Consider the following 26,968-nt stretch of genomic DNA (forward strand, 5'->3'; position numbering starts at 1 on the left):
GCAAGTAGTTTTGCCAAGATTTACTTAGGTTTAAGGCTTACTGCTCAACCGCTATACGCACCTGTGCCGAAGGCATAGCGCATAGCCCACGCTTCGTTTGTCTAGCCGCAGGCTTCTAGCCTATGGGTTGGCAAAATCGAGGTTCTTCTTTTATCCTATTTCCTGCTTTGTTCTGGTCATCAAGATTACATATCTTAACTGACTCCGATATAGTTACCCCAATTTCTACCTTCCATAGTTGCTTTGATTTCTGGAATAATGCGCTGGATTTCCATAAGTAGTACACCTTTATTAACTTCACTAGTTATGACGAACAACATAGCATCCACACCACAGGTGCTTAGGATACTCAAACCTTTCTCACTTTCAACGTAGATTTGTTCTACAACGCCTTGATTGAACTCAGATGAAATATTCTCTCCTATAGATGACATTATCGTAGATAGGGCAGATACGTTCTCATCTTCAACTCCCACACTGGGTAAGTAAGATACTAGTGGCAGACCTTCTGAGGAAACAATGATGGCACCTTGAACGTTTTTAACAGAACTAACAAAGTTTTGCAAAATTGTATACAGTTTGCTTGTGTTGATTGCCATTGTCGTAGTTGTTTATCTATCCTTCAAGAAAATACTTAATCAAAAAAAGTCAGCAAAATTTTATACTCATTAACCATGTGAGTCATTGACGTTTGACTAGGTTCTTACCTCAGTTCCAGACTGTTCAACTATTGAGCTATTATCTGCTGACATCTAGTAACCACAGTACGGTTTTGATCACGTATTCCTGCGTGTTATGCTAACGGAATTGCTCCAATTTTTACCGCCATCTACGGCATGTTTAAGTTCTGGGATGATGCGATTGATCTCCTGAAGTAGTACCCCTTGTTTAATATCTTCATTAGCTAGTACGAACAACACTGTATCTGCATCACTAGAGGTTAGGATGCTAAAACCTCTATTACTTTGGATGTAAATTCGTTCTACAACGCCTTGGTTAAACGCAGACGAGACACGCTCTCCCATAGATAACAGTGTGGCAGAGACGGCAGATACTCTCTCATCTTCTATTTCACTGGGTAAGTAAGATGCCAGTGGTAAACCCTCCGAAGAAGAAATAACGGCACCTTGAACATTGCTAACAGAACCAACAAAGTTTCGTAAAACTACAGATATCTTATCAGTATCGATTGCCATTGTCGTCATTCCTTATCTACTTACTTATCGCGAGATTGCTCTGATTTCAAAGGGGTATGAACTCAAACTCTGTTTGAATATCTGCTTGTTCATCAACAGTGACTTGTCGCCCCTGGTGGCGTTTTTGCATAATAGTATCGATAAAACCACTCAGTACACCAAGGGTAAATGGGCACAAACGCTTTGAATCGTCGGTTTCACCAGACATTTCGACTGGCTCGACCACCTTTACCTTAATAAAGTCTCCTTGTTGAAAGACTTCTTCAATAACGCAGAGTCGTGTTCCTTCTAAGCCTAAGTTTATGTTCAGGCGTTTTAATACAGTTGAAAGATTTTGTGTTTCCATTGTTGCCCCAAGTCGTATGGCAATTTTCTTGCCGTAGGTACGACCTGCCGCAGTGATAAGTGTTGCAGCAGCCTTAGTACCTATGTTGTGTTCTATACCTTCCAGCAAAGCTTTATAGTCCATCACACTGACAAAATCCCCTAGCATGGGTCTGAGAGTATTGGAAGTTGCTATCATGTTGTTTGACATTGCCTTGTTTACTGTTTGCAGTGAAATTTGAGTTTTTGCATTCCAAGTTGAGACTAATATTTTACAGATACAGCCTCAGTATATCTGCGACATTCTGTTTGAGAACCGGATGTTACCGGACGTTCATCGTATCTAATGATGCGGAACTTCACGTCATTTTGCCTGAGATGCATATGCCATGTTCTCTCATCTCAAGGTTGTAACTTTTGATTGCCAGTTACAGCCTTGATATTACTTTGATGTATTGCACCCAATTGAAAACTCTTATATTCGTACACAACTTGTAGATAGATGCATTGCTCTTAGTCCTGAATTTTATTCAGGAGATTTTTCGGTTCATTCACTTGCACCCTACTTAGATTATCATGTTACACCTCTTCACCAAAGTCGAGGTGTTTTGCGTTGTTACTTTCTCAAATCTCTAACTAGAGAGTCAATTTGTATCTAATTCTACACTTATATTGTTTTGTACAAAAAGATTCTGTAGAAATTCTGTGGAAATTTACAAATCTGATCCATAAATGGATGATTCTGGAGCGCGAATTGAGAGACAGTTTAACCCAATACGGTTGCTGTTAAGCCTGAATGCCTGAAGTGTCGTCACTCAAACATCAAGACTTTATCCGGAAATGTCCAGTGATATTAAAATTTAGTTAAGAATTGTAACTAATGATAAAGAATCTACTCAACCCGGTTGAGATGGGAAACTGCGATAGCGTTAGCGCAGCGCCCCTTTTGGGGTTGGGTAAATCCTGCGGGGGCGCTTTGCGCTTACGCTGGGTTCGCTGCGGACATTGTGTAATTAATTATGTTTAGCTACTTAACTTTCTTTACAAGGTCAAAAACGGATTCGTAGCCATAAATGTTCAGCCTCACCATCACCAAATTGCTTCCAAATTCAACACAAACCCAGGTAATACATTTTCCCCTGACAACCTATCAGGATTCTCCAAAACTTCAACCTCTTGCCCAATTCGATAAATCTCTACTTGCCGAGACTTACGATTAATTAACCAACCCAAAAGAGCACCATTCTCTTGGTATTCTTTCATCTTCTGTTGAGTCACTTTCAAACTATCACTTGGCGAAAGTAATTCAACTACAAAATCAGGACAAAGTGGTAGAAATCTTGTTTGTTGTTCTTGAGTTAGTGCATTCCAGCGTTCCAGTTTCACCCAAGCAGCATCAGGGGAACGATCCGCGCCGTTAGGAAGTTTAAAACCTGTTGAAGAATCGAAAACTACACCTAGTTTATTTTGCTCATTCCATAACCAAACTTGAGCAGTTAGTCCAGCATTACGGTTTCCTGTTTCTCCCCCTGTGGGCGGCATGATAATTAATTCTCCTGTAGCGGTGCGTTCAAACCTCAAATCGCGGTTTGCCTGACATAGCTGAAAAAGTTGCTCATCTGTCAGTTCAATCACGGGATTGAGATTAACTGTTAAGGCAGTCATAGGGGGGAGATTTGAGATTGGGCATTATATTATATCTTATCGAAAAAATTGATTACTTTCTTTTTACTAAAGAAATATCTTGTTATTGAAATAAGCTATATACTGCACTAATTTTTTCTCCAGATAACTCTTGAGGTTGTTTTTCATGTCCATCTCTTATGTAAAGTTTGTTATCATACCATACAGGATCTTTTCCTGCTTGTATTTCAATCATCAATACTGTGTGATCATGATATGTAATAGGGGTTAATCCTGTGTTAATACTGGTTTTTAGCCATTCAGGTAATTTGGAGTCTCTAATTTTTCGACTTATATACAATATATACTGATCAAGTGTTGTACCTTGAATTTTTGCTTCTCTTTCTATTCCGACTATACCGAATGGGAAAAATCTAGGTGCAGATATTTGATCAAGTTCCTCAATCAGCTTAGTATCTTTTTCTTTGTCAGATATTCCCACAAATATATATCCTTTTTTACCTTTGCCTAAATTTGCCATAGCCGCAATATTTTGGCAAATTTTCTCGAAACAATTGTTGTCAAAAGTCCGATTATGAGGATTTAATGAAAACAGCCCTTGTTTAAAATCATAATTTGGAGCTTCAGTTTTTGATCTTCTTAAATAGTTTTCTAAATCTATGGCATAGGAGCCACTACTACGAGTTGTAGATGTTGATAGTTTAAAAGAACTCTGAATTAGTCCTTTCGTAAGAGCGATATTTTTGGTTCTTTTATCTGTTGTAATAGTAGAACTGACTTCTATTTTTTTCATAAGTCCCATGACAGCATTGAAAACTCCCTGATAATCAAAAGGTTCTTTAGATTCTTTGATGACTAGCTCATAAAAAGCCATAAATAAAGTATAGAAAGGCTCTTTAACTGGATTGCTAACTCCTCCATCACGACTTAGAATCCTTCTGATAAAGTTTTTATCATTTGCTGAGTCTATGGATGAAACTGAATTCACAGCATTTTTGATGTGTGATAGTACAGTTTTAATATCTTCTTTCAGGTTTTCTGTTCCATACCTTGTAACTGCTAATTCTATTTCATCTGATTTATCTGTCTCTCCTTTACCATAATAAGCATCAAAGTTTTCTTTTTTTGCTGGAAACGGTTTTACCAGAGCAATAGAAAGTATTATGTCTGCTAATAATTGTTCATCAGCACTCTCCCGTAAATCTGAGTTACTTATAATACCTTGACGACACCAGAATGTATCTTCTGCAAGAACTCCATATCCTAAATCAATAGATTTAGAATCAATACTAATCTCAGGCATCTCTGAGAGAGGAACAATTTCCCTCGATACATCACCTCGGATTTCACAAGCTAATAATCTAACTAATTCTGCAAAGTTGCTTGTAACTCCAGCTGATCTTACTTCTTGAGCAGATAAATGTTTTCCATTGGAGTTAATTCTATTAAACACATCTTCAATTTCTTTATTACTGTTAGCCTCATAGATAGTAACGGCTAAAGAATATTCTAAAAAATCTACGCACTCTTGAGCATTTAATAAATTTTCGGCGCTAGTTTTGATTCGCTGAAATACTCCTTGATTACTTAATTCATTAGCTAATGGATGCTTAGTAACATCAAAAAATTTACCATCAATTAAAAACTGATTTTCAATAAAACCAAAAATAGCATTTAATCGTTGCATGCCATCAATTATTTCATACATATCCATTCCATCTTTTTTGAATCTTCCAAATAATATTAGTGGAATAGGATATTTTAAAAGGATGCTTTTTATTAAAGATGCTTTCTCAGATTTAGTCCATACAAGTTTACGTTGGTATCTACGATTGACAATAAGATTATTCTCTCTATAAAGACGATATAGTTCTAATATACTTATTCCTTTGGGTGTAATACTCATACTGTATTCTTAGTTATTTTTATCAGTTTGCAATGTATTGAAATTTAAGGGTGGACAAATTGCCCACCCTAATTATTTACACTTACTCAGTCAGATCCTCAACCACCTGATACAACTCACGCAGCAATTCCAAATTGCTCTCGCTTGTCTCCCCGTTAACTGACAATCATAACTTTCTCTACAAGGTCAAATCAGCCTCTGACTATCACCAAATCGCTTTCAAATTCAATACAAACCCAGGTAATACATTTTCCCCTGACAACCTATCAGGATTCTCCAAAACTTCAACCTCTTGCCCAATTCGATAAATCTCTACTTGCCGAGACTTACGATTAATTAACCAACCCAAAAGAGCACCATTCTCTTGGTATTCTTTCATCTTCTGTTGAGTCACTTTCAAACTATCACTTGGCGAAAGTAATTCAACTACAAAATCAGGACAAAGTGGCAGAAATCTGGTTTGTTGTTCTTGAGTCAGTGTATTCCAGCGTTCCAGTTTCACCCAAGCAGCATCAGGGGAACGATCCGCGCCGTTGGGCAGTTTAAAACCACCAGAAGAATCAAAAACTTTACCTAGTTTATCTTGCTCATTCCATAGCCAAAGTTGAGCAGTTAATCCTGCGTTGCTGTTGCTCGTTTCTCCCCCTGTGGGTGGCATGATAATTAATTCTCCGGTTGCAGTGCGTTCAAACCTCAAATCGCGGTTTGCCTGACATAGTTGAAAAAATTGCTCGTCCGTCAGTTCAATTACGGGATTGAGATTGACTGTTAGGGCATTCATAGGGGGATTTAAGATGGAGAATTTAGGCAGGCATATTGCCTGCCTTACAAGTACTATTCTATTCCCTCAATCCGGTCTTCAACCTCCTGATACAACTCGCGCAGCAATTCCAAATTACTCTCGCTTGTCTCCCAATAACCGCGTCCATTAACTTCCAATAAGGTGGAAACAACTTTGCGGAAAGAATGAGGATTGAGATTCAGCAAGCGGTTCCGCATTGCTTCATCTTTGATGAAGGTTTCATTGGTGTCCTCATAAACCCAGTTATCCACAGCGCCAGCGGTTGCACTCCAACCCATCGTATTTACCAAGCGCTTGGAGAGTTCCCGCACACCTTCATAACCGTGAGACAGCATTCCTTCGTACCACTTGGGATTTAATAATTTAGTACGGGCATCTAAACGCACGGTTTCTGATAGAGAACGCACTTGAGCGTTTGCTGTAGTGGTATCTGCAATGTAGGATGCTGGTGTTTTACCATCACCCCGCAAACTAGCAACAACCTTGGTAGGATCAGAATCGAAGTAATGGGAAACATCCGTCAAGCTAATCTCGGATGAGTCAAGATTTTGGAAAGTGACTTCAGCAGTTTTCAGGGTTTTTTCAAAAATCTTTCGGGATTCTGCCATCGTACCTGGGTTATCGGCACTGAAAGCAAAGGATTTGCGATTGAGGTACATTTCTTGTAACTCAGCTTCGCTTTCCCAAGTGCTGTTTTCTACCGCCAAGTTGATATTGGACGAGTAGGAACCAGAAGCATTGGAGAAGATGCGAGTTGCTGCTTGCCGCAGGTTGATTCCCATTTCCTCTGCTTGTTCAAGCGCATGTTTGCGGACATAGTTCATTGATGGTGGTTCATCTGCTTCCGCCGCCATTTTCACCGCTTGATCTAGCAGATTCATTTGGTTGATGAACAAGTCGCGGAAGACACCAGAACAGTTGACGACTACATCAATGCGGGGACGTCCTAACTCTTCTAAAGGTATCAATTCTAACTTGTTCACTCGTCCCAAGGCATCGGGAACTGGTCGTACACCAACCATCCACATAATTTGTGCCAGGGATTCCCCGTAGGTTTTGATATTGTCGGTTCCCCATAGCACACAAGCAATGGTTTCGGGATACTGACCGCCGTTTTCTGCCATCTGACGCGCCAGCAATCGGTCTACAACGATTTTCGCCGACTGTACAGCAGCCGTTGTGGGGATGGATTGGGGGTCGAGGGCGTGGATATTTTTACCTGTGGGCAAGACATCTGGGTTGCGGATGGGGTCGCCACCAGGACCAGGAAGGATGTACTCGCCTGCTAAGCCTTTGAGTAATGCGCCCAGTTCGTTATCAGCGCAGACTTGCTGCAAGCAAAATTCCAGATACTCAAACAGTGGTTTCAGCGCTGCGACATCTACCTTAGGATAACCTGCTTTGTGCAGTGCTTCTACCCAAGGTTCTTTTTTGCCCATGTTCAAGAAATTGAGCTTGGAAACAAAGGAAACTCGTCCTTCTGAGTCGGTTTGCTCTTTCACAAGGGCGGAAACTGCAGTGCGGGTTGCCATTGTGATGTCTTGCAGCAGCTGAACATCTTCTAAAACACCTTTGTCGCTGTTTTGGTAGACTTCATCAATGTTACGCCCTATGCTGTTGGCGATAATGCGGGGCAGACTTTGAATTTCTTCCTCTTGACGGTCTAAGCTGGCAATGTTGACTAAAGTGGCGATCGCCTCCTCGGCCGAAGGTGGTTTCCCAATTACGTGCAATCCACAAGGCAACAATCGCGATTCAATCTCCATCAACTTACGGTAAACTGAGCCAACAATATTATCGCGCTCTTCGGCAGTTATATCCTTGGCATCCTGTTCTGGCAAAACAATGTCCTTATCCAGATTCACCATCCGGCATTTATCCATAATGGTGTTGACAATCGGAATACCGCGTCCAGTATCTTTCAAGGTTTGGTAAGAAGCAATCAACTCACTCAGTTCCTTCAAACCTTTGTACAACCCAGCATTTTCTGCTGGAGGAGTGAGGTAGGAAATTGTTTCCGCGTAGCTGCGACGCTTGGCAATTGTCGCTTCACTGGGGTTATTTGCTGCATAGTAATAAAGATTGGGAATCATGCCAATCAAATTATCTGGATAACATTCTCCAGACATCCCCATCTGTTTACCTGGCATAAATTCCAAGGAACCGTGAGTTCCGAAATGCAGCACAGCGTCAGCTTGCCAAATTTGTTCCAGATAAGTGTAGTAAGCAGCAAAACCATGGTGCGGACTTGCAGAACGCGAGAACAAAAGCCGCATGGGATCGCCTTCGTAACCAAAGGTGGGCTGAACACCGATGAAGACGTTACCAAATTGCTTACCATAAATCAGCAGGTTTTGTCCATCGCTGTTGAGTTGTCCGGGAGGTGGTCCCCAGTTTTCCTCCAGCCGTTGCGAGTAAGGTGTGAGTGCTTCATACTCAGGAACCGACATCCGATAAGCAATATTGAGTTCAGGGCTAGTGTACTGCGCCTGCGCGTCGTGAATGACTTCTTCCATCAACTCTTTGGCAGACTCTGGCAAGTCTTGCACATCATACCCGTTGTTCTTGAGGGCTTTCATCACCTCATAAATTGAGCCGAACACATCCAGGTATGCGGCTGTTCCGACGTTACCTTTATCGGGTGGGAAACTGAAAACGGTGATGGCAACTTTCTTGTTTAACTTCGGCTTACGGCGCAAGTTCGCCCATTTGAGGGCGCGTTGTGCGACTGCTTCCACGCGGTCTTGTAGGGCGATCGCCTTCCCTGTTGTTCCATCCCGTCCTGACAATATTATCGGCTCAATTGCGCCATCTAATTCAGGAATCGCAATTTGTAACGCTACCTGAATTGGATGTAACCCCAAATCGCTATCTTGCCATTCTTCTGTTGTTTGGAACACCAGAGGTAGCGCTACCATGTAAGGACGGTTCAACCGCTTGAGTGACTCAATTGCCTTAGGATGGTCTTGGCGTGCTGGTCCACCTACCAGAGCAAAACCTGTCAAGGATACAACGGCATCCACTAGGGGTGTTTTGGTAGTCGGTTCGTACAAGTACGCATCCACAGGTTTGGAGAAGTCTAAACCTCCTGCAAACACTGGAAGAACTCGCGCGCCCATAGCTTCGAGTTCCTGCACGATTGCTACATAATGAGCATCATCACCAGTCACAAGGTGTGTCCGCTGTAACACTAACCCCACACAAGGTGCTAACGGATCTTTCAAATCCTTGGGGATATCCTTACGACTGTTGTGCCAGTTGAGGTATTCCTTAACATCCTCAAACATTGTCGGTGCTAGAGGATGCCATATCCCCATATCAGGATAGACAACTGGTGCTTTGTATTGTACGGATGCGAAATTTTTCGTTTCTACATTATTTTTCAAGACGTACTTATCAGCTAGCATCAGCAAGAAGTTTTCCAAGTTGTCTGGAGAACCCCCCAGCCAATACTGAAAGCTAAGCATGAAATTGCGAGCGTCTTGTGCTTTATCTACTGGCAGATACTTGAGCACTTGCGGCAGTGTCCGCAGCAGCTTGAGCATTCCATCTTGGAAGCCAGCGCCGGATTTTTCCTTGCGCTTGCGCATGAACTGTGCTATGACACTTTTAGATTGCCCCAATTGTGCCAAGGAGAAGCTGCCCATTTTGTTTAGGCGCATAACTTCGGGCATTGAGGGGAACACAACGGCAACGTCCAGGCGATCGCGATATGGTGCTACTGCTGCGACTAACTTTTGTGCTAAGTCTTCTATAAAAATCAGCGAGGCAATAAAGACATTGGCAGTTGCCATATCCTTTTGGAACTCCTCGTAGTTCTCTTGGTCTCGGAGTTCTTCAATCAAGTAACCACTGATTTCAATCGCCAGATTGGGATGATTTTGGTTAATTTCCCGAACCGCTTGTGACAATGCACTCTGGTACTGGGACTCTAACACGACATAGACCACCTTAATTAAATGACGCCCCCGCAAATTATCAGGCGCAATATGTCTAATGGTGGACTTGACGTGAGTGAACATGCTTCCTCGGCTCCTTTGATGCGTGTTCTCGTTTTGTAAAGTAATATGTAGGCAAAATTTGCCTAATGATGACTTTGTTTGTTCGGCAATATGAGATTTTTATCAGAAAATGCTTGCCCAGTGGGCATTTTATCGCTCATCTGACACAAAACGATATAAAAAGAGAAATATTTTGTAAAAATTGTTGACACATTAGCAAAGTAATTACTCAGATATAAGTAATACAAATTTATATAACTTCATAAATTTGCGGCTCTAGTTTCACCACCTTGTGTATTCTATGAGTGTCTATAGACAAAAGGTGGGCAGCTGTTAGTCAAAACTAACTTATACCTGGTGGAAAACTTTTGCGTGAGCAAAAAGTCACAATACTGGCATTTTGAACAAAATGGATGAACTAGAGGCTTTGGGCATTCGCGATCTGTTTTTGGCAGCAGCAAAGCGATCGCCCAAAGCTCAGTGTCTTTGGCGAGGGCACTTTTCTATTTATTACGTTATATTACGTAGTTATTTAATGGTATTTTATAACTAATCACTACTTACACTTATTCAGTTTTGCCTTGTATATGAAGAGGTGCATAACTTGATTTGGCTGATATCTATTAGGAACGTAGAAGGAAAACTTTCTAAGCTTACTTTCTATTGAGAAAATTACATACAGCAGAATTCAGAAGTCAGGAGCAAAACAGCCTTCATAGCTAGCTTTTAAGTCTAGGTTCTGTACCTCACGCACGAACAAATTGCTGTAATTATACTTTTGTCAATATGTAAGTTCCAATCTTAATTAGCTTATAAGCTTTAGGTTTATTTAGCCAGAAGTTATTGAGTGGGCGTTGATATCCTTCCCAAGGGTTAATCAACACAAAGAAATAGTTGATACCAGGGTTTTCTCGTGAGGAGTGGCTATGAAGAGAAGAGATTTTATCACAACTGTTGCTGTGTCTGGTGGTTCAGCCTACGCGGCGATGAAAGCTTTGGGCTTGTTAGAAAAACCAGCAACTGCACAGAGTCCATCACAAAGAGGTTCATTTCGGTTACAACCAAACGGGAGAGGCAAACGCGTCATTATTCTTGGTGCAGGTTTGGCGGGAATGACTTGTGCCTATGAGTTGGGCAAAGTTGGTTATGACTGCACCATCCTTGAAGCACGTGAACGTGCTGGTGGTCGGTGCTGGACACTTCGAGGTGGAGATCGCTTTACTGATACTCTAGGACAAACGCAAACAGTTCAATTTGATTCAGGCTTGTACTTTAATCCAGGTCCTGCTCGCATTCCCCAGGAACACGTCACAATAGACTACTGCCGGGAATTAGGTGTTGCGGTTGAGGTGAAAACAAACATAAACCGACGAGAATATTACTACAACGTTCAGAACGCAGGTCCCCTGTCGGGTCAAAAAGTCCGTGCCCGCGAAGCCATAACTGATATGCGTGGCTACATATCAGAACTGCTGGCTAAAGCCGTGAACCAGAATGCAATTAACGCACCTTTGACAACTGAAGACAAAGAAAAACTAGTTGAGTTTCTTAAAGAGTATGGAAATTTATCTCCAGACTTGTTCTACAAAGGTTCGAGCCGACGTGGCTTTACGACTTATCCAAGTGCTGGCTTGCAACCAGGCACACAATCCGCTCCCTACGATTTGAGTGCGTTAATTCAATTAGGATTTGCCGGTTACGAATCTTACGAATGGAATTGGCAGCAACAGATGACGATGCTGCAGCCAGTTGGTGGAATGGATCAAATAGCCAAAGCCCTTGAACGTAGAGTCGGCAATAAAATTGCTTTCCAATCAGAGGTCAAAGAGATTCGTAAGACACCCAACGGCGTTAGCATCGTGTACGCAAATGGCTCCGGTACAAACCAACAAATCACAGGCGACTACTGCATCTGCACCATTCCGCTACCAGTACTCAAGGATATCCCGTCAGACTTTTCTGGCGAGTTGAAAGAGGCAATTACCAGCGTTGCTGCTTTCTACGCACGAGCAGGTAAATGTGGCTTGCAGTTCAGACGCCGTTTCTGGGAGGAAGACGAAGACATCCTCGGCGGCATTACTTGGACCAATCAGGACATTCTTCAGATTTGGTATCCGTCAGAGGGTTACTTATCTAATAAAGGAATTATCCTCGGCTATTACCAATTTGATGACACCAAGGTAGGACCTCTGTCTCCAGATCAGCGCCTCGCTTTAGCACTGGAACAAGGCAGCAACATTCATCCGCAGTACAGAAATGATTTTGAGAACGGCTTCACACTTTATTGGCCAACAATCCCATACAGCTTGGGTGGCTGGGCAGAGTACACAGACGAGGCACGACAGAAGTACTATCCCAGACTCAACGAACCCGATGGCAATATTTATTTGTGTGGAGAGCATCTGAGCTACTTGACAGGATGGATGGCTGGTGCTTTTGAATCAGCACGTTTGGTCACTTCTAAAATTAATGCTCTGGCTTAGTACTGCATTTCATAAATTTCTATCGCAATAAAAGCTTGTAGTTGGGCTAAGTGCGCGCTTAGCCCAACTACGATACGAACCTCTGCAATGTTGTACTTAGTTAGGGCTGAGTAGTGTTTGTTGAAACACCTACTCACCGTACTGAAGACAATTCTGCTTCCACCCAAAAATGGGAACTAAATACCTGCTAAATATTGACTAATGACTATTGACTATTGAGTATTGACTCATGAGTGCTGATATTCTGATTCTCTCAAACGGTCCTGGAGAAGTAACAACTTGGGTACGTCCAGTCGTTAGGCAATTGCGCCAACAACTAGGAAATGACCGAAATCAAATAAGAATTTCTGTGGTTTTGTCGCCCTGTCCAAACTCCAGTGGCAAAGAAGCAGATATTGCCCGATCTTATCCCGAAGTTGACCGAGTGCAAGCAGCAGAACATTTTTGGCAGTTCTTGCTTTGGGGAAAGACATTTGAGAATTGGGACTGGCGCGATCGCGGTGTCGTTGTTTTCCTGGGTGGAGATCAGTTTTTTTCTGTTGTCATCGGCAAAAGGCTAAGGTATCGCACCGTTGTCTACGCTGAATGGGATGCACGTTGGCACAGCATGATTGACCGTTTTGGAATCATGAAACCAGCAGTTGCTGAGGGTATTCCTCAGAAATTTGCCCACAAATTTAGCGTTGTGGGAGATTTGATGCAAGAAGCCCAGGGTTTGGAAGCAGAGGAGGTAGGGGAAGCAAGTACTCCTTTATCTTTGCTTTGTTCTACTAATCTCCAATCTGGAATTGAACTGATTGGCGTACTTCCTGGTTCAAAGCCGTCAAAGTTGATGCAAGGGGTTCCGTTAACTTTGGCAATTGCGGAATATGTCCATGCAAAAAGACCAGAAACTAAGTTTGTCATTCCTGTCGCCCCGACTTTGGATTTAGAAACTTTAGCGAGTTTTGCTGACTCACAAAAAAACTCTTTTGTTCAAACTTTTGGTTTTAGTGGTGCTTCTTTGATTGTCTCAAAACTCGGCACTCATTCAGAGCGTCCTTTCCTGAAGACAGGAACAGGTTTATGTGTCCAACTGTGGACTCAGACGCCAGCATACGATTTATTATCTCAGTGCTGCCTTTGCCTAACAACAGTCGGGGCAAATACTGCTGAACTGGGTGCTTTAGCTGTACCAATGATTGTTTTGCTACCAACACAACAACTCGATGCGATGAGATCGTGGGATGGTTTACCTGCGCTGTTGGCAAATTTGCCTTTAGTTGGTTCTGGTTTTGCGAAGTTAATTAACTGGCTATTTTTACAACGTAAAGGCTTATTAGCATGGCCGAATATTTGGGCAAAAGAAGAAGTCGTTCCAGAACTGGTAGGTAAACTTCAAGCGCAAGAAGTTGGAGAGATGGTTTTAGATTTTCTGGATCATCCAGAAAAGTTAGACCAAATACGAGCAAAATTGCAAAGCATCCGAGGTGAATCTGGTGCAGCTCAAAAGCTAGCAACTTTAGTCGAGGAAGAATTAGGCAAACAAGAGTAGCACACGAGTGAAGAATTTGGAATTTTGAATTGTTTTGTTCCTACTCTCCAGAAGAACCTCCATCTCTTCGTCCCAGTTCATACACACCGCAACCCATACAAGCAAGTATCCCCATGCTAATTGCCCAACTGCGACCTAAGCTGATTTCCACTCCCCAATTGAGTAACGCACCAATGACCAGAAAGGGCACGATACTGAAAAGTGAGGCGTAAAAAGCATTTTGTGATTCTCTTGCCTTTCTTGTTTTTTCAAATTCTGACTGACTCGTGTAGAGCGATCGCTCGGCAAAATTAAACCAACGATTCAATTGCTGTATCACCCATTCGCTGACTGGGGAAAAACCAAGATACAGCGCCAAAGACCACAAACTTGCTCCGGCGATCGCGATTGTGTCTAACTCAAAGCCCAAAGGCAATATTTCAGTCAGCATAGTTTGTGGCAGTCTTGTGCAGCGTGGGTTTCGTAAAGCTAAATTAATTTCTTACATTGATTATAAGGATTAACTTAACAACATTTTGACTTCATTTGCAACTTTTACACTATTAGTATTTCATCATACGTGATATCAAAGGTATCAACTACACCTGTATTTTTTTGGAAAGCAACTATAAGCTTCAATTTGCATGACAAGTTCTGTTATCGAGATCACAATATCGGCTGAAAGTGTTCCCTTGGCAAAATAAAGTAGCCACAATAACTACCTGTAGTTTTCACAGATTTCTTCTGCTACAATCCCAGAAACTGTTCCTGGTGCCGCATAACCTGTTGTTCTTCCTCGGTTGGTTTGAATGTAATAATCACTTGTTTTGCAATTTACCACAAAGAGCGCACGCCCAAAACCTGCATGTCTAATTTCAGCACTACGTAAGTTACCTTTTATATAGATAGAATCAGTATTTATATATATCGGACGTTCTATATCATCGTAACCAATAATACTCCATTCAGCTCTAGCTTGAAGAGGAAAACCAAGGAAAATAACGCTAGTATTCGCTAAAATAAACAAATGAACATAAGGCTTAATAAGTTTCATGTTGTATAAAACCTCATTCAACAAATGTAATATTTTTTAAATCTGCGTTTTTTGAAGGCTTCTGTGCTGTGTAATAAATAGCCTACATATAAACCGTTGTATCCGGTTCCCAGCGTAATTACCATTTTTTTTGCGTAGCTTGGGACTCAATGTTTAATTGGCTTTAACAGCTGTAAACTCTCCATCTTGTATTCCGTATGGATTACTAAGTCGAGGATTTAGCCGATAACTATCTTAAATATTGTTTTGATTAATAAGTTTTACTTTTATATTCATTTCAAAAACTAGATTAGCATAAGTATGAGCTATTTTTATAGTTTTTCCATCGTTTTATACTAAATCCGCATCTAAATATCTCAAATAATACTCTTTTGGGCAAATGGCTTGACATCGTAACCTTTTCAAGGTAAGTGTATTGCGATGAATAAGCAAAAAATATACGCTTTTTCTCATGTTGTATAGGGTGCTCGGAAACAAAAGCAAATGTCAATCCGTAATCAAAATTTAAACCTCTGCTCTGCCTGAAGTTTATATCAATTTACGGATATGTATAACAGCTAGAGGACTAAAAAATGAGTAAGTGGGGACAAACAGCAGCACTTTCTATAGTCAGCGTGTCTATACTAGGATTAGGTATTGTCAGTTTTCTCACTCTATTAACCAAATTAAAAACAGTTGAAGCTGTAGAATTGAACTCCAATAGGAGACCAACTCTCAATCATCCGTCAGCAGCTTCTTTTCCTGTAGAACCATTAGAAAATGTTCACAAGCCCAAACCAAAACCATCTGTGGAATTAAACACTCAACAGATAGCAAGAGCTAACAATTGGTTAGCAGCATCTTTCCCAGTAGAAAATTTCCGGTCATATACATCCGCATTTGGTTACCGTCCCTCTGCGACTGGTGGTTCAAATCTAGAGTTTCACAGTGGCTTGGACATCGCCGCGCCACAAGGGAGTTACATTCGCAACTGGTGGACAGGTACTGTTGTTAAGGTTCGCGATCGCGATGCTTGCGGAACTTACATAGTCATTCAATCGGGCGAATGGGAACACACCTACTGTCATATGGAAGGACAAGTTGAAACCGTAGATGGTCGCCATTATTTTATAGATAGAGCAGGTGGAATCCAAATTTGGGAAGGTCAGCAACTCAGTGCTGGAGTGAGAATTGGGCGGGTAGGGATGACCGGACGAACTACAGGACCTCACCTTCATTGGGGACTCAAGTATGCTAAACGATATGTCGATCCAGCAATGGTTCTTCGGGAAATGTTCTCCCAACAGCAGATCACAAGGAGTTCACCACAGGGATGGACTCCTCAACAGTCGCAAGTCATCATAGAGGAGTCGAAAGCTATAAGCGATTTTGGATATTAATCAACAGTAAACAGTACACAGTAAACAGTTATCAAAGTTATGAATAACAAGTACTGATAACTGATAACTGATAACTGATAACTGATAACTGATTAGCCAGATACAACTAATTGTTGTTTCGCTGGGAGTTGGGTATATTCGGCGACAATTTTGCGAAATTGTTCGCCTTCTATTGTTTCTTGTTCCACAAGCAAATCGACAAGACGATCTACAAGAGCTCTATTTTCATTTATAATACGACGAGCTTCTTTGTAGCAACTAACTGCCATTGCTCGTACTTGTCGGTCAATCTTAGTCGCCATTTCCTCAGAATATTCAGAGCGATTCATCCAATCTCGACCAAGAAAAACGTCACTACTTTGACTTTCCAGAGCGACTAACCCTAATTCTGACATACCATACATAGTGACCATTTTACGAGCAAGGTTTGTCACAACTTTGAGGTCGTTGCTCGCTCCACCTGTGACCTCAGATTCGCCAAAGACCTCTACTTCTGCGGCTTTTCCTCCTAAAGTCATGGTGATATTATCGTGCAGCCAAGCCTTAGTATAAAGTCCGCTGTCAATCATTTCTTCATTGAGAATTTGCTGAGAAAAACCACCAACTCCACCAGAACGGGGAATAATTGTCACCTTGTTTAAAGGATCAGCGTTTTCTAGAAGTGTAGACAAAAGAGCATGTCCAACTTCATGATAAGCAATCAACCGCTTTTTCTTGCTATCCAATAGGGGATTAAGGGTGAGTCCGATTGTCAATCTGTCAATAGCATCATCAATTTCTAGTTGTGTAATCGCCTCTTTACGTCTACGTGCTGTCAGAATTGCGGCTTCATTGAGTAAGTTTGCCAAATCTGCTCCTGTAAAACCAGGGGTGCGGCGAGCAATCACTTCTAAGGAAACAGATGGATCAACTTTCTTGTTACGCGCATGGACTTTTAAAATTTCCAGACGTCCTTTGCGATCTGGTGCATCGACAATGACTTGTCGGTCAAAACGTCCTGGTCGAAGCAACGCTGTATCCAGAACATCTGGACGGTTGGTGGCTGCAATAATAATAATACCAGTGTTACCTTCAAAGCCGTCCATTTCGGTGAGCAGTTGGTTGAGGGTTTGTTCGCGCTCATCGTTTCCACCACCGATACCTGCACCTCTTTGCCGTCCTACGGCGTCGATTTCATCGATAAATATCAGACAGGGAGCATTTTCTTTTGCTTTTTTAAATAAATCACGCACACGGGATGCACCCACACCGACAAACATTTCTACAAACTCTGAGCCGGAAATACTGAAGAATGGTACGCCTGCTTCTCCGGCGATCGCCTTTGCAAGAAGTGTTTTACCTGTTCCTGGAGGTCCGACTAAGAGTACTCCTTTGGGAATGCGTGCGCCTACAGCAGTAAATTTTTCTGGTTGTTTGAGGAAGGTTACGACTTCTTGCAGTTCTTCTTTTGCTTCTTCAATACCTGCAACATCGTCAAATTTTACTCCGGTTTTTGCTTCCATCTGGAAGCGAGCTTTGGTTTTACCAAAGTTCATCGCTTGGCTAGAGGCATTTGTCGAGCGCCGTAAAAATAATAACATTAAAGCAACCAGTGGTAAGATCCACACCAGATTGAGCAAGAGTCCTAAAGCCGCTCTACTATTGGCGGAGGGAGCTTCCCCAAAACTAACGCCTGTTTCTTTGAGTTTATTAATTAACTCAGTGTTCTGTTCCAAAAGCCGTACTTGTATTGGTGGTTCACCTTCCTTGCGTCCTTTTAAATAAACTCTTGCTATCTGATCAGCTTGATCAAGCTCTACTCTTTCGACTTCTCTGTTTTCAGTTTTCGTGATTAAGTCGCCATAGGATAAGGAAGAATCGCGCTCTCCTTTTTGCGCGAGTGCTGGAGCTAGTCCTAACATTCCTGGCAACATGATTAAACCAGCTGCTAGCGCTCCTGTCAAAGCTGTACGCTTTGTAGACTGCTGTTTCTTTAGTGTCTTTTTCTCAAAATTTTTCATAATATTTACCCTTTGTTTACCGCTCAACAGCTCGAGCACTCATTTCTATACCTTTTCCTCTACGAGAGTAGAAATTGGTGGGTGTCTAATCCTCTAGTGTAGCTTCCAAAAAAACCATTCCTAAGTTTTTCCTTGCTATGCCCATGAGTGCGTCTGTTGGCGGAAAATTTTTCTGTTTGTTTTAGACGCACAACTGGAGGCTTGGGATTCCTTGCTGGTTAGACTCTTTGCTCAAGAGCTTTTTGAAGTACACTTTTACATTTACATATTATCTAAGCTATATTTTTCACTCCATAGCATAAAATTTTTTGCCAATTGGAATTTGCCACATTATGTCACAAATCGCTATACTAAAATCATAGTCGTAATGATTACGCTTTAACAAGACTCCCTCTTTTGGGTGTGAAACTTTTTATTGAAGAAACTTTTTATTGAAGATAGTTATGAGGTTTTGACTTGAGTATGGTAAGAATAGTAGGCATTGCTGGTAGCTTAAGACCAGATTCTTATAGCCAAATGGCTTTAGAATTAGCTGCTCAGAAAACACAAGAACTGGGTGCAGAAGTAGAAGTTCTGGATTTACGGAAAATGAACTTACCATTTTGCGATGGGGGAGACGAATATCCAGATTACCCAGATGTTAAACGGCTGCAAGAGGCTTTTACCCGTGCTGATGGCTTAATTTTAGTGACACCTGAGTATCACGGTAGCGTTAGCGGTGTCCTGAAAAATGCTCTTGATTTGATGAGTTTTGACCATTTAGCAGGTAAAGTTGCGGGATTCATCAGCATCTTAGGAGGGCAGTCTAACAACAATGCACTGAATGACTTGAGAGTTATTCTCAGATGGGTTCATGCATGGTCTATTCCTGAACAAGTAGCAATTGGGCAAGCCTGGAAAGCTTTTAGTCCTGAAGGCAAACTTGTAGACGAAAAACTTTCTCAAAGGTTAGACCAATTCGCGAAAAGTTTGGTTGAGAATACACGCAAATTGAGAGGAGTGGAATAAGCGTAAGTTTTGTAGCTAAATTAATCTGACTCCAAGTTTGGTTGACAACACTCGCAAGTTGAGAGGTGTTAATTAGAATCAGCTAGCAGTAGTGGGGTGGGCAAAACGTTGCCCACCCTACTTTTTAATGATGATGGTGATGATGATGCGCTACAGCTAACTGGGGATTAACAGCCACAGTTTGTTCTGATAGTAACTCGCCAATATGAGCATTTGCCCACTGAGCCGCGATGTCTAAGAATTCAGGATGGTCGTTAACGCAAGGCATTTGCACGTAGTTTACATCAGAATGCTTTTTGTGTAACGCATGAATGATGTGGTGTACGTCTAGGAGAGTCTCGTGGTTTTCTGTAGCAAAACCAATTGGCATAAATATAACTGCCTTGGCACCTAATTGAATCAGGTTTTGTGCTGCTTGTTCAACATTTGGCTGCGTCCATTCAATCAAGGGTGTATCATGGTTGAGCCATCCGATAGAAATCAGAGGGTAGCAGTGAATTAATTTCTCTCGTACGAGGTCGTAGAGTATTTGACTTTCAGTAATTCCAGAGGTGAATCCTTTGGCTTTATGTGGACAACCGTGGTTCATCAGCACAATGCCAATTTGAGAAGGTAAGTAAGCACTGGCTAAGTCAGCTGTAATTTTCTCTTCGACTAAATGCGCTATCAAATCGATGTAAGCTGTTTCATTGTAGAACGACGGGATATAGCGCAGTCCTTTAACCCAGTGTTCATTACCCTCAGCCATCTCGGATAAAGCGTTGTTGACTTGTTCTATGGCAATACCGCTGGTGAAGATAGAATCTACAACAAGCAGTGGGTAAATGAGGATTTTGTCAAAACCTTGGTTTTTAATTTCTGCTAGTACTTGTTTGGGTAGGAAGGGAGCACAAAAATTGAAGGCTTTAAAAACTTGAACACCCTCACCCCACTTGGCTTGTAGATGTTTTTCAATCCCAGCGCGTTGTTTTTCAAAAATGGCATTGTGTGGAGAAATAAAATCATGGTGCTGATGTCCCCACTCATGACGATCAAATAATGCCAAAAGTCGTGCTAGGGGTGGATAAATCCAGGTAGGGACGGGTGCAAATTTGGCTGTCAGTAGATTTAGCGCTTGTTCATTATAGTTAGCGAAATCTTCGTAGCTTTCGACTTCGCCGTAACCCATGAGTAACACTGCGACTCGGTGTTGATTTAGCAATTGCTCATGTGTTGACTGTAATTTTTCTGGTGTAGCAACCACAATAGTTCCTCAATACAACTTCAAAAGTTCTGGATTTTGAGCAATGAGTCCTTTGATCATTTCGATTGTGAACGTGGTACTCATGACTCAGCACTGTTTGAGCTTTGTTGTTTTCCATACTCGTAAAATTTTATCCTATCCAGGGGGATGGGATAAAAAGTCAAGAGATTTTATTGAGGAGCGAACGCAATAGACAAAACAATCACTTTTGAGGGGCGGCACATACTTGTTTCGTAAATTATGTCACGCTTGATAGACTGTAATTACTGTGTTGAGTGATTTATTGGACTAAGGCACCATCTGCTAAAAACTCGATTTCTTCGTTCGTATTTGGTTGCAAAACAGACGATTTTTGGTAGAAACCGGGTAAGTTTTGCGTAAGTCCTGAATGATAAAGAAAAACAAACCACCATCCGCGCTTGATTCAAAATTAAACTGTGCTCTTCGGGTACATTTTGAGTGTTTGAATTGCGAAGGTTATGTGTCCTTAAGAGAATGAAAAATAAATGTTATATTTACGACAGTAAAAATGCAAAAAATCAAGTAAAAACTTTGAAAACAAGAGATAAATGAGTATAATTATTTGCCCTGGAATTCATGAGTCAGTCTTAACTGAATGTTTTTTATCAGGGTGTATGGAGAGAGTTAGAGATGAAGCAAAAAATCGAAACGAAGTAGATTTACTGATATTTCCAGGTGAGAGTGGTTTAGCTTTATCAGCATTTCATATATTGCAATTTTTACACAAACACTTACAGGATAGGATAGAATCGCCAGTTGTATTCATTAGCTTTAGTGCTGGTGTTGTTGGGGCAATACTCGCTGCTCATAAATGGCAACAAATTGGCGGTTATGTCAAAGCTTTTATTGCTATAGATGGATGGGGAGTACCTGTATGGGGAAATTTTCCTATCCATCGGATGAGTCATGATTATTTCACCCACTGGAGTTCTTCTGTACTGGGAAGTGGGGAAAATAATTTTTATGCAGATCCAGCTGTTGAGCATCACCAAATGTGGCGATCGCCCCAAACTGTACAAGGCTACTGGGTAAACTCTAGCTTGGGTGAATCATTGCCTAAAGAGCGCCTCAGTGCAGCTGAGTTTTTACAGTTGCTTTTAAGGCGTTATGAAGATAACTAGTCCGGAAAACAGATTTGCTAAGCAGGAGTGAGTAAAGGAAGATGAGGAAGATAAGGGAGTGAAGGAGATGAGGGAGATGAGGAAGACGCGTAGATTGTCAGACGCGATGAACCAGCACCTTGGGCTGTTGTACTTTGCGACGTTCAAAGTAGCATGTCGCAAAGACATAGGCTTGAGGGGACTGGTGAAAGATTGAGAGCGACGCACAGACAGAATATATCCTCTGCTTCCCCTGCTCCCGTCCCTTGTGCGTGTCCTGGTGGACATAGGGTTCTTGGCTCAGCTTCCCCGACTTCCCTGACTTCCCCTGCTCAAAAGCTCCCCCTAGTCCTTATCCTAAAAGATTCTGATGTTTCCAACTGAACCTGGTGCCGTTAATAAAGGATTTATTGCCGTTCTCAAAAACCGTGGTTTCATGCTACTGTGGATTGGGCAATTGGTATCCCAATTAGCAGATAAAGTCTTCTTTGTTTTGGTCATTGCTCTGCTTGAAAACTATCCAGCTCCTGCTGGATTGGCGCAAAACTCGATGTACTCCACGTTAATGGTGGCGTTTACAATACCAGCGATTTTATTTGGTTCTGCTGGCGGTGTGTTTGTTGACCGCTTTCCAAAAAAGCTGATCATGGTTGGTTCTGATATTGTACGCGGGCTATTAACGCTGTGTATTCCTCTTTTACCACGAGATTTTCTGATTCTGCTGCTACTCACTTTTGCCATCTCCACTGTGACGCAGTTTTTTGCACCCGCTGAGCAAGCTGCGATTCCGCTATTGGTAAAAAAAGAAAATTTGATGACAGCGAATGCACTGTTTAGCAGCACAATGATGGGAGCTTTAATTGTTGGCTTTGCCATAGGAGAACCAATCTTGAGTTTTGCGAAAAACTCAATCGGAGCAGAATATGGTCAAGAAGTTATCGTCGCGGGATTATACGTGTTGTCTGCGGGCATCATGCAACCCATTAACTTTAAAGACAACGTCTCTTTTGACAACACTCAGCCAGTCATCAATCCTTGGGCAGATTTTAAAGAAGGTTTGCGCTATCTCAAGAAAAACCGTCTCGTGTTGAATGCCATGCTGCAACTGACGACTTTGTATTGTGTATTTGCAGCGCTAACAGTACTGGCTATTAGATTAGCAAAAGAGTTTGGCTTACAAGGAAAACAATTTGGCTTTTTCTTAGCAGCAGCTGGGGTCGGTATGGTATTGGGAGCAGCGATTTTAGGTCACGAAGGTGATAAACTTCACCGCAAGCCCTTGTCCTTAATTGGATTTTCGATTATGGCGCTGGTTTTAGCAGTGTTCAGTTTTACCCACAACTTGTTAATCGCTTTTGCACTTTGTACATTGTTGGGTATAGGAGCTGCTTTCATTGGCGTACCAATGCAAACTCTGATTCAACAGCAAACACCACTCACAATGCATGGTAAAGTGTTTGGGTTTCAAAATCATGCTGCTAACATCGCTCTTTCGGTACCACTGGCAATCACTGGTCCAATTACTGATGCTCTTGGGTTGCGAGTCGTGCTTGTGGTCATGAGTCTTGTGGTGGTATCTGTAGGCGTTTGGACTTGGCAAAATACTCGATGAGTGTTGCCAGATGTTTTTCTAAAATAAGTTTTCTACTTTCTACAGAAAATACTGTCACGATTTTATTAAGCTTTTAAATTACAATGAAGTTTTAACTACCAAGATTCAGCATTAACTTAGCTATTGCGTGAGGTTTGACTGTGCGCTCGCCTTCTCAAATTAGTCTCCCACAAACTGTAAATCAGAGCATCTCCAATATTTCTATCTCGCCAGTCGTAACGCCCAGACGTGCGTCAGGTGGTTTTGCTTTACTTGATAGTCTCCAGCGACACGGCGTTGAGTATATTTTTGGTTATCCTGGTGGCGCAATCCTACCAATTTACGATGACTTGTACAAAGTAGAAGCTGCTGGTGATGGCATAAAGCACATCTTGGTCAGACACGAACAAGGTGCAGCACACGCCGCCGACGGTTACGCCCGTGCTACGGGGAAGGTAGGAGTATGCTTTGGAACTTCGGGTCCTGGAGCAACGAATTTGGTGACGGGTATAGCGACTGCTTATATGGACTCGATCCCGATGATTATTGTCACCGGACAAGTCTCACGGGCAGTGATTGGTACGGATGCATTTCAGGAAACTGATATTTACGGCATTACGCTACCAATTGTCAAGCACTCGTATGTCGTGCGTGACGCCAAAGATATGGCGCGAATTGTTGCTGAAGCCTTCCATATCGCTAGCACCGGGCGTCCGGGACCAGTTTTGATTGATGTTCCCAAGGATGTGGCGCTTGAAGAATTTGACTATGTGCCAGTGGAACCAGGAAAAGTGAAGTTACCTGGGTATCGTCCCACAGTGAAGGGAAATCCACGGCAGATTTGTGCAGCTATCGGGTTGATTCGTAAAAGTCGTCGTCCATTGTTGTATGTGGGTGGAGGTGCGATCGCCTCAGGCGCACACGAGGAAATCAAACAATTAGCTGAGTTATTTAACATCCCCGTCAGCACAACGTTGATGGGGATCGGTGCTTTTGACGAACATCATCCCCTTTCTTTAGGAATGTTGGGAATGCACGGCACCGCTTACGCGAACTTTGCTGTCACAGATTGTGATTTACTGATTTGTGTCGGTGCAAGATTTGATGACCGCGTGACAGGTAAGTTGGATGAATTCGCTCAGCGCGCTAAAGTCATTCACATCGATATCGACCCTGCAGAGGTTGGTAAAAACCGCGTTCCAGATGTACCCATCGTCGGTGATGTACGCAAAGTTTTGATTGATTTGTTACGTCGGTGTCAGGAAAAGAGTGTCAAGCATACACCAAACCAAACGCAAGAGTGGCTGAATTTGATCAACCGCTGGAAGGAAGAATATCCTCTACAAGTACCACATCATGCTGATAGTATGTCACCGCAAGAGGTGATTGTAGAAATTGGTCGCCAAGCACCCCACGCTTATTACACGACAGATGTCGGTCAACATCAAATGTGGGCGGCACAATTCCTGAAAAATGGTCCCCGGCGCTGGATTTCCAGTGGTGGTTTAGGAACAATGGGTTTTGGTTTACCTGCAGCAATAGGCGCTAAGGTCGCGTTTCCCAACGAAGAAGTCATCTGTATTAGCGGTGATGCCAGTTTCCAAATGAATTTACAAGAACTGGGAACAGCATCACAATATGGTATAAATGTCAAGACTGTTATTTTAAATAACGGTTGGCAGGGAATGGTGCGCCAATGGCAACAAGCTTTCTACGGCGAGCGTTATTCATGCTCGAATATGGAAGTGGGAATGCCAGACATTGAATTTTTGGCAAAGGCGTATGGCATCAAGGGCATGGTGATTAAAAACCGTGATGAATTGAAGGATGCGATCGCCGAAATGCTAGCACATGATGGTCCAGTTATCGTCAACGCTCATGTCACCAAAGACGAAAACTGTTACCCAATGGTAGCTCCTGGAAAGAGCAATGCTCAAATGGTTGGCTTACCACGTCAGCCAAAGAAAGCTTCACTAGAGCCAATTTATTGCAGCAACTGCGGTGCGAAAAATGCGCCTAATAACAATTTCTGCCCTGAGTGCGGGACTAAGTTGTAGAACGATTGTGATTCATGAATAAATATGTAGGGTGGGCAATGCTCACCCTTATATCTTTATTCACTCCGCAGCATCTTGTTGATATCGTTTCCGGTTGAGTCTGAATAATTAAAAAACCGCAGAGGAAGCAGCGAAAAGTATGAGCGGAGGTTTCCTCCGAAGCGCGTAAGCTCCTCAAAGGAGCGAGGCTCAGAGCTTTCCAAGACAGAGAACGCACCAGGGAGAGAGAAAGGAGAAATCATTCCGATACAAACGGATTTGATATGACTCGGCTATTTAGTCGGATACTTCTACAGTCTTTGTCATAACGTAGAGCATATGCGTTTTTTTGCCGAATTGCCTCGGTGGTGTTTTACGTGTCACCTCGAATCCTATTTTCTTCCAAAAAAGAAATCCTTGTTCGTTCTCTTCAATCACAGCTAGCATCACCTGCTGCGCTTTCTGCGCGGATACCCAACGCTCAAAAGCCTTATAAAACTTAGAGCCTAAACCTTTGCCTCGTTCTTGGGGAGCAAGCATCATCAACCCCACCCACCAGCTTCTGTCATCAGGATAATGCCGAATTGCTTCGATTAATCCCACCAAGACGTTATGCACGTCGAAAAAACCAAACATAAATTTGTCCTGTAGAGTTTTCCCTTCAGGAACAGCGAGAAATTCCTCATGAGCAGCAGAAGGTGAGGGCGGATGCCCTTCTGTAAGATTAGCAAAGTCTGTACACTGTTCGTAGAGCTGCTGAAGAACTTCTTCATCATTTGGTTCTAGTCGCCTTGCTGAGTAACCAGCTTCCAGCGCAAAATCTGTAGAACTGTTTATACTCATGATCCAAGATGATATAATATCAATCTGGTAATTATAATTATTTTTGCTTAGGGGGTGATACCTATGATGACTTTCAGCCAACAAGTAACTATCGCTACAGTCTTAGGAGATTCATCATGGATATTCGCCCTATTCGCCGCGAGGAACTGGAAGCCTTCGCTAATTTCAGTGAACGAGCTGATCTAAACGAGCATTTTCTCAATTATTTGAGAGATATGTGGGCAGGAAGCTACATTCGCCCGGAGTGGTGCTTTGTCGCTGAAGAAGCAGGAGAGTTCGTCGGGCGTATTGCTTACTGGTGTTTACCATCTTTGGACAAGCCCTTCGAGATGGATGTTTTAGAAGTACCTTGGAACGCCAACTACATTGAGGTTGGGAGCAATCTTATACAGCAAAGCTTGTCACAATTGCAAATTCCAGATATCGAAAGCATTGAGTATGTACTCGATATTCCATCACCGTCTTCCAGGTTTCTGGAGGAACGACTTGAGTTGCTGAGAAACTTTGGCTTCTCATTGAAGAGGGAAACAATCCGCTTCGAGTGGAGAGATACCCAAACTCAGATAGCGCCATCAAACCGGTTGACGTTCCGTTCACTTGATGAAGTTGGTGAAGACGCATTCATTAAGGCTATTATGCAAGTTTCGTCGCAGAGTCTGGATCGTTCTATTTCCTATGATCGGGCTAAACTTGGTCCAGAGCAAGATGCTGTTGAACACTTTCATTTGTTAAAGTCTCTCAAGTACAAACCGACGTGGTGGCAATTAGCATATAGCGAAGACGATACTCTTGTTGGTTTAACTTCTTCGTCGTAAGTCCCGCGC

General features: G+C 42.3%; 21 protein-coding genes. 9 read left to right on the plus strand and 12 right to left on the minus strand.

Annotation, left to right across the window (positions count from 1 at the left end):
* Positions 1 to 194 precede the first annotated feature (194 nt).
* The 7 genes from DP117_RS23620 to DP117_RS23650 all read right to left on the minus strand — a co-directional run bounded on the left by DP117_RS23620 (position 195) and on the right by DP117_RS23650 (position 9,894).
* Positions 195 to 599, minus strand: a complete 405-nt coding sequence (locus DP117_RS23620; protein WP_169220682.1) for a roadblock/LC7 domain-containing protein — start codon at positions 597 to 599, stop codon at positions 195 to 197.
* A 177-nt stretch (positions 600 to 776) separates the two neighbouring features.
* Entirely contained in the window at positions 777 to 1,196 is a 420-nt protein-coding gene (locus DP117_RS23625; protein ID WP_169220683.1) for a roadblock/LC7 domain-containing protein, read from the minus strand.
* A gap of 46 nt (positions 1,197 to 1,242) precedes the next feature.
* On the minus strand, positions 1,243 to 1,731 hold the full coding sequence (locus tag DP117_RS23630) for a hypothetical protein (RefSeq protein WP_248277791.1): 489 nt from the start codon (positions 1,729 to 1,731) through the stop codon (positions 1,243 to 1,245).
* A gap of 878 nt (positions 1,732 to 2,609) precedes the next feature.
* Entirely contained in the window at positions 2,610 to 3,185 is a 576-nt protein-coding gene (locus DP117_RS23635) for a Uma2 family endonuclease (RefSeq protein ID WP_169220684.1), read from the minus strand.
* Positions 3,186 to 3,267: 82 nt separating this feature from the next.
* The gene (locus DP117_RS23640; RefSeq protein ID WP_169220685.1) at positions 3,268 to 5,070 is read right to left on the minus strand and encodes a DUF262 domain-containing protein; all 1,803 of its coding nucleotides are present in this window, start codon (positions 5,068 to 5,070) and stop codon (positions 3,268 to 3,270) included.
* Positions 5,071 to 5,275: 205 nt separating this feature from the next.
* Positions 5,276 to 5,851, minus strand: coding sequence for a Uma2 family endonuclease (locus tag DP117_RS23645; RefSeq protein ID WP_169220686.1), 576 nt, complete (start codon positions 5,849 to 5,851; stop codon positions 5,276 to 5,278).
* 53 nt (positions 5,852 to 5,904) lie between these two features.
* Positions 5,905 to 9,894 (minus strand): magnesium chelatase subunit H, encoded by a 3,990-nt coding sequence (locus DP117_RS23650; protein WP_169220687.1) that lies wholly within the window; start codon positions 9,892 to 9,894, stop codon positions 5,905 to 5,907.
* A gap of 388 nt (positions 9,895 to 10,282) precedes the next feature.
* On the opposite strand from DP117_RS23650, the gene DP117_RS23655 reads away from it, so the two are divergent.
* The 3 genes from DP117_RS23655 to DP117_RS23665 all read left to right on the plus strand — a co-directional run bounded on the left by DP117_RS23655 (position 10,283) and on the right by DP117_RS23665 (position 13,890).
* The gene (locus DP117_RS23655; protein ID WP_169220688.1) at positions 10,283 to 10,426 is read left to right on the plus strand and encodes a hypothetical protein; all 144 of its coding nucleotides are present in this window, start codon (positions 10,283 to 10,285) and stop codon (positions 10,424 to 10,426) included.
* 373 nt (positions 10,427 to 10,799) lie between these two features.
* Positions 10,800 to 12,356: a flavin monoamine oxidase family protein gene (locus DP117_RS23660; RefSeq protein ID WP_169220689.1), complete on the plus strand. Its 1,557-nt coding sequence runs from the start codon at positions 10,800 to 10,802 to the stop codon at positions 12,354 to 12,356.
* A gap of 229 nt (positions 12,357 to 12,585) precedes the next feature.
* A complete protein-coding gene (locus DP117_RS23665) occupies positions 12,586 to 13,890 on the plus strand; it encodes a lipid-A-disaccharide synthase (protein WP_169220690.1) in 1,305 nt (434 codons plus the stop codon).
* A gap of 40 nt (positions 13,891 to 13,930) precedes the next feature.
* On the opposite strand, the gene DP117_RS23670 is transcribed toward DP117_RS23665, so the two are convergent.
* Positions 13,931 to 14,320 carry a hypothetical protein gene (locus DP117_RS23670; protein ID WP_169220691.1) on the minus strand — a complete coding sequence of 130 codons (390 nt, stop codon included), beginning with the start codon at positions 14,318 to 14,320 and terminating at the stop codon, positions 13,931 to 13,933.
* A 267-nt stretch (positions 14,321 to 14,587) separates the two neighbouring features.
* The gene (locus DP117_RS23675; RefSeq protein ID WP_169220692.1) at positions 14,588 to 14,923 is read right to left on the minus strand and encodes a hypothetical protein; all 336 of its coding nucleotides are present in this window, start codon (positions 14,921 to 14,923) and stop codon (positions 14,588 to 14,590) included.
* Positions 14,924 to 15,495: 572 nt separating this feature from the next.
* Here DP117_RS23675 and DP117_RS23680 point away from each other — a divergent pair.
* On the plus strand, positions 15,496 to 16,302 hold the full coding sequence (locus tag DP117_RS23680; RefSeq protein WP_248277792.1) for a M23 family metallopeptidase: 807 nt from the start codon (positions 15,496 to 15,498) through the stop codon (positions 16,300 to 16,302).
* Positions 16,303 to 16,394: 92 nt separating this feature from the next.
* On the opposite strand, the gene ftsH is transcribed toward DP117_RS23680, so the two are convergent.
* Entirely contained in the window at positions 16,395 to 18,302 is a 1,908-nt protein-coding gene (gene ftsH, locus DP117_RS23685) for an ATP-dependent zinc metalloprotease FtsH (RefSeq protein WP_169220693.1), read from the minus strand.
* 462 nt (positions 18,303 to 18,764) lie between these two features.
* Between ftsH and DP117_RS23690 the strand changes: the two genes are divergently transcribed.
* The gene (locus tag DP117_RS23690) at positions 18,765 to 19,310 is read left to right on the plus strand and encodes an NADPH-dependent FMN reductase (protein ID WP_169220694.1); all 546 of its coding nucleotides are present in this window, start codon (positions 18,765 to 18,767) and stop codon (positions 19,308 to 19,310) included.
* A 124-nt stretch (positions 19,311 to 19,434) separates the two neighbouring features.
* Here the strand turns inward: DP117_RS23690 and DP117_RS23695 are convergent, their stop codons facing one another.
* Positions 19,435 to 20,553: a ferrochelatase gene (locus DP117_RS23695; RefSeq protein WP_169220695.1), complete on the minus strand. Its 1,119-nt coding sequence runs from the start codon at positions 20,551 to 20,553 to the stop codon at positions 19,435 to 19,437.
* 569 nt (positions 20,554 to 21,122) lie between these two features.
* Between DP117_RS23695 and DP117_RS23700 the strand changes: the two genes are divergently transcribed.
* From DP117_RS23700 to ilvB, 3 genes are all read left to right on the plus strand, one after another.
* The gene (locus DP117_RS23700) at positions 21,123 to 21,695 is read left to right on the plus strand and encodes a hypothetical protein (protein WP_169220696.1); all 573 of its coding nucleotides are present in this window, start codon (positions 21,123 to 21,125) and stop codon (positions 21,693 to 21,695) included.
* Between the two features lie 349 nt (positions 21,696 to 22,044).
* A complete protein-coding gene (locus tag DP117_RS23705) occupies positions 22,045 to 23,286 on the plus strand; it encodes an MFS transporter (protein WP_169220697.1) in 1,242 nt (413 codons plus the stop codon).
* A 140-nt stretch (positions 23,287 to 23,426) separates the two neighbouring features.
* A complete protein-coding gene (gene ilvB / locus DP117_RS23710; protein WP_169220698.1) occupies positions 23,427 to 25,322 on the plus strand; it encodes a biosynthetic-type acetolactate synthase large subunit in 1,896 nt (631 codons plus the stop codon).
* Between the two features lie 276 nt (positions 25,323 to 25,598).
* On the opposite strand, the gene DP117_RS23715 is transcribed toward ilvB, so the two are convergent.
* A complete protein-coding gene (locus tag DP117_RS23715) occupies positions 25,599 to 26,144 on the minus strand; it encodes a GNAT family N-acetyltransferase (protein WP_169220699.1) in 546 nt (181 codons plus the stop codon).
* A gap of 116 nt (positions 26,145 to 26,260) precedes the next feature.
* Between DP117_RS23715 and DP117_RS23720 the strand changes: the two genes are divergently transcribed.
* Complete coding sequence (locus DP117_RS23720) at positions 26,261 to 26,959, plus strand: GNAT family N-acetyltransferase (protein WP_169220700.1); 699 nt, start codon at positions 26,261 to 26,263, stop codon at positions 26,957 to 26,959.
* Positions 26,960 to 26,968: the final 9 nt, after the last annotated feature.

Source organism: Brasilonema sp. UFV-L1 (assembly GCF_012912105.1).
GTDB lineage: Bacteria > Cyanobacteriota > Cyanobacteriia > Cyanobacteriales > Nostocaceae > Brasilonema.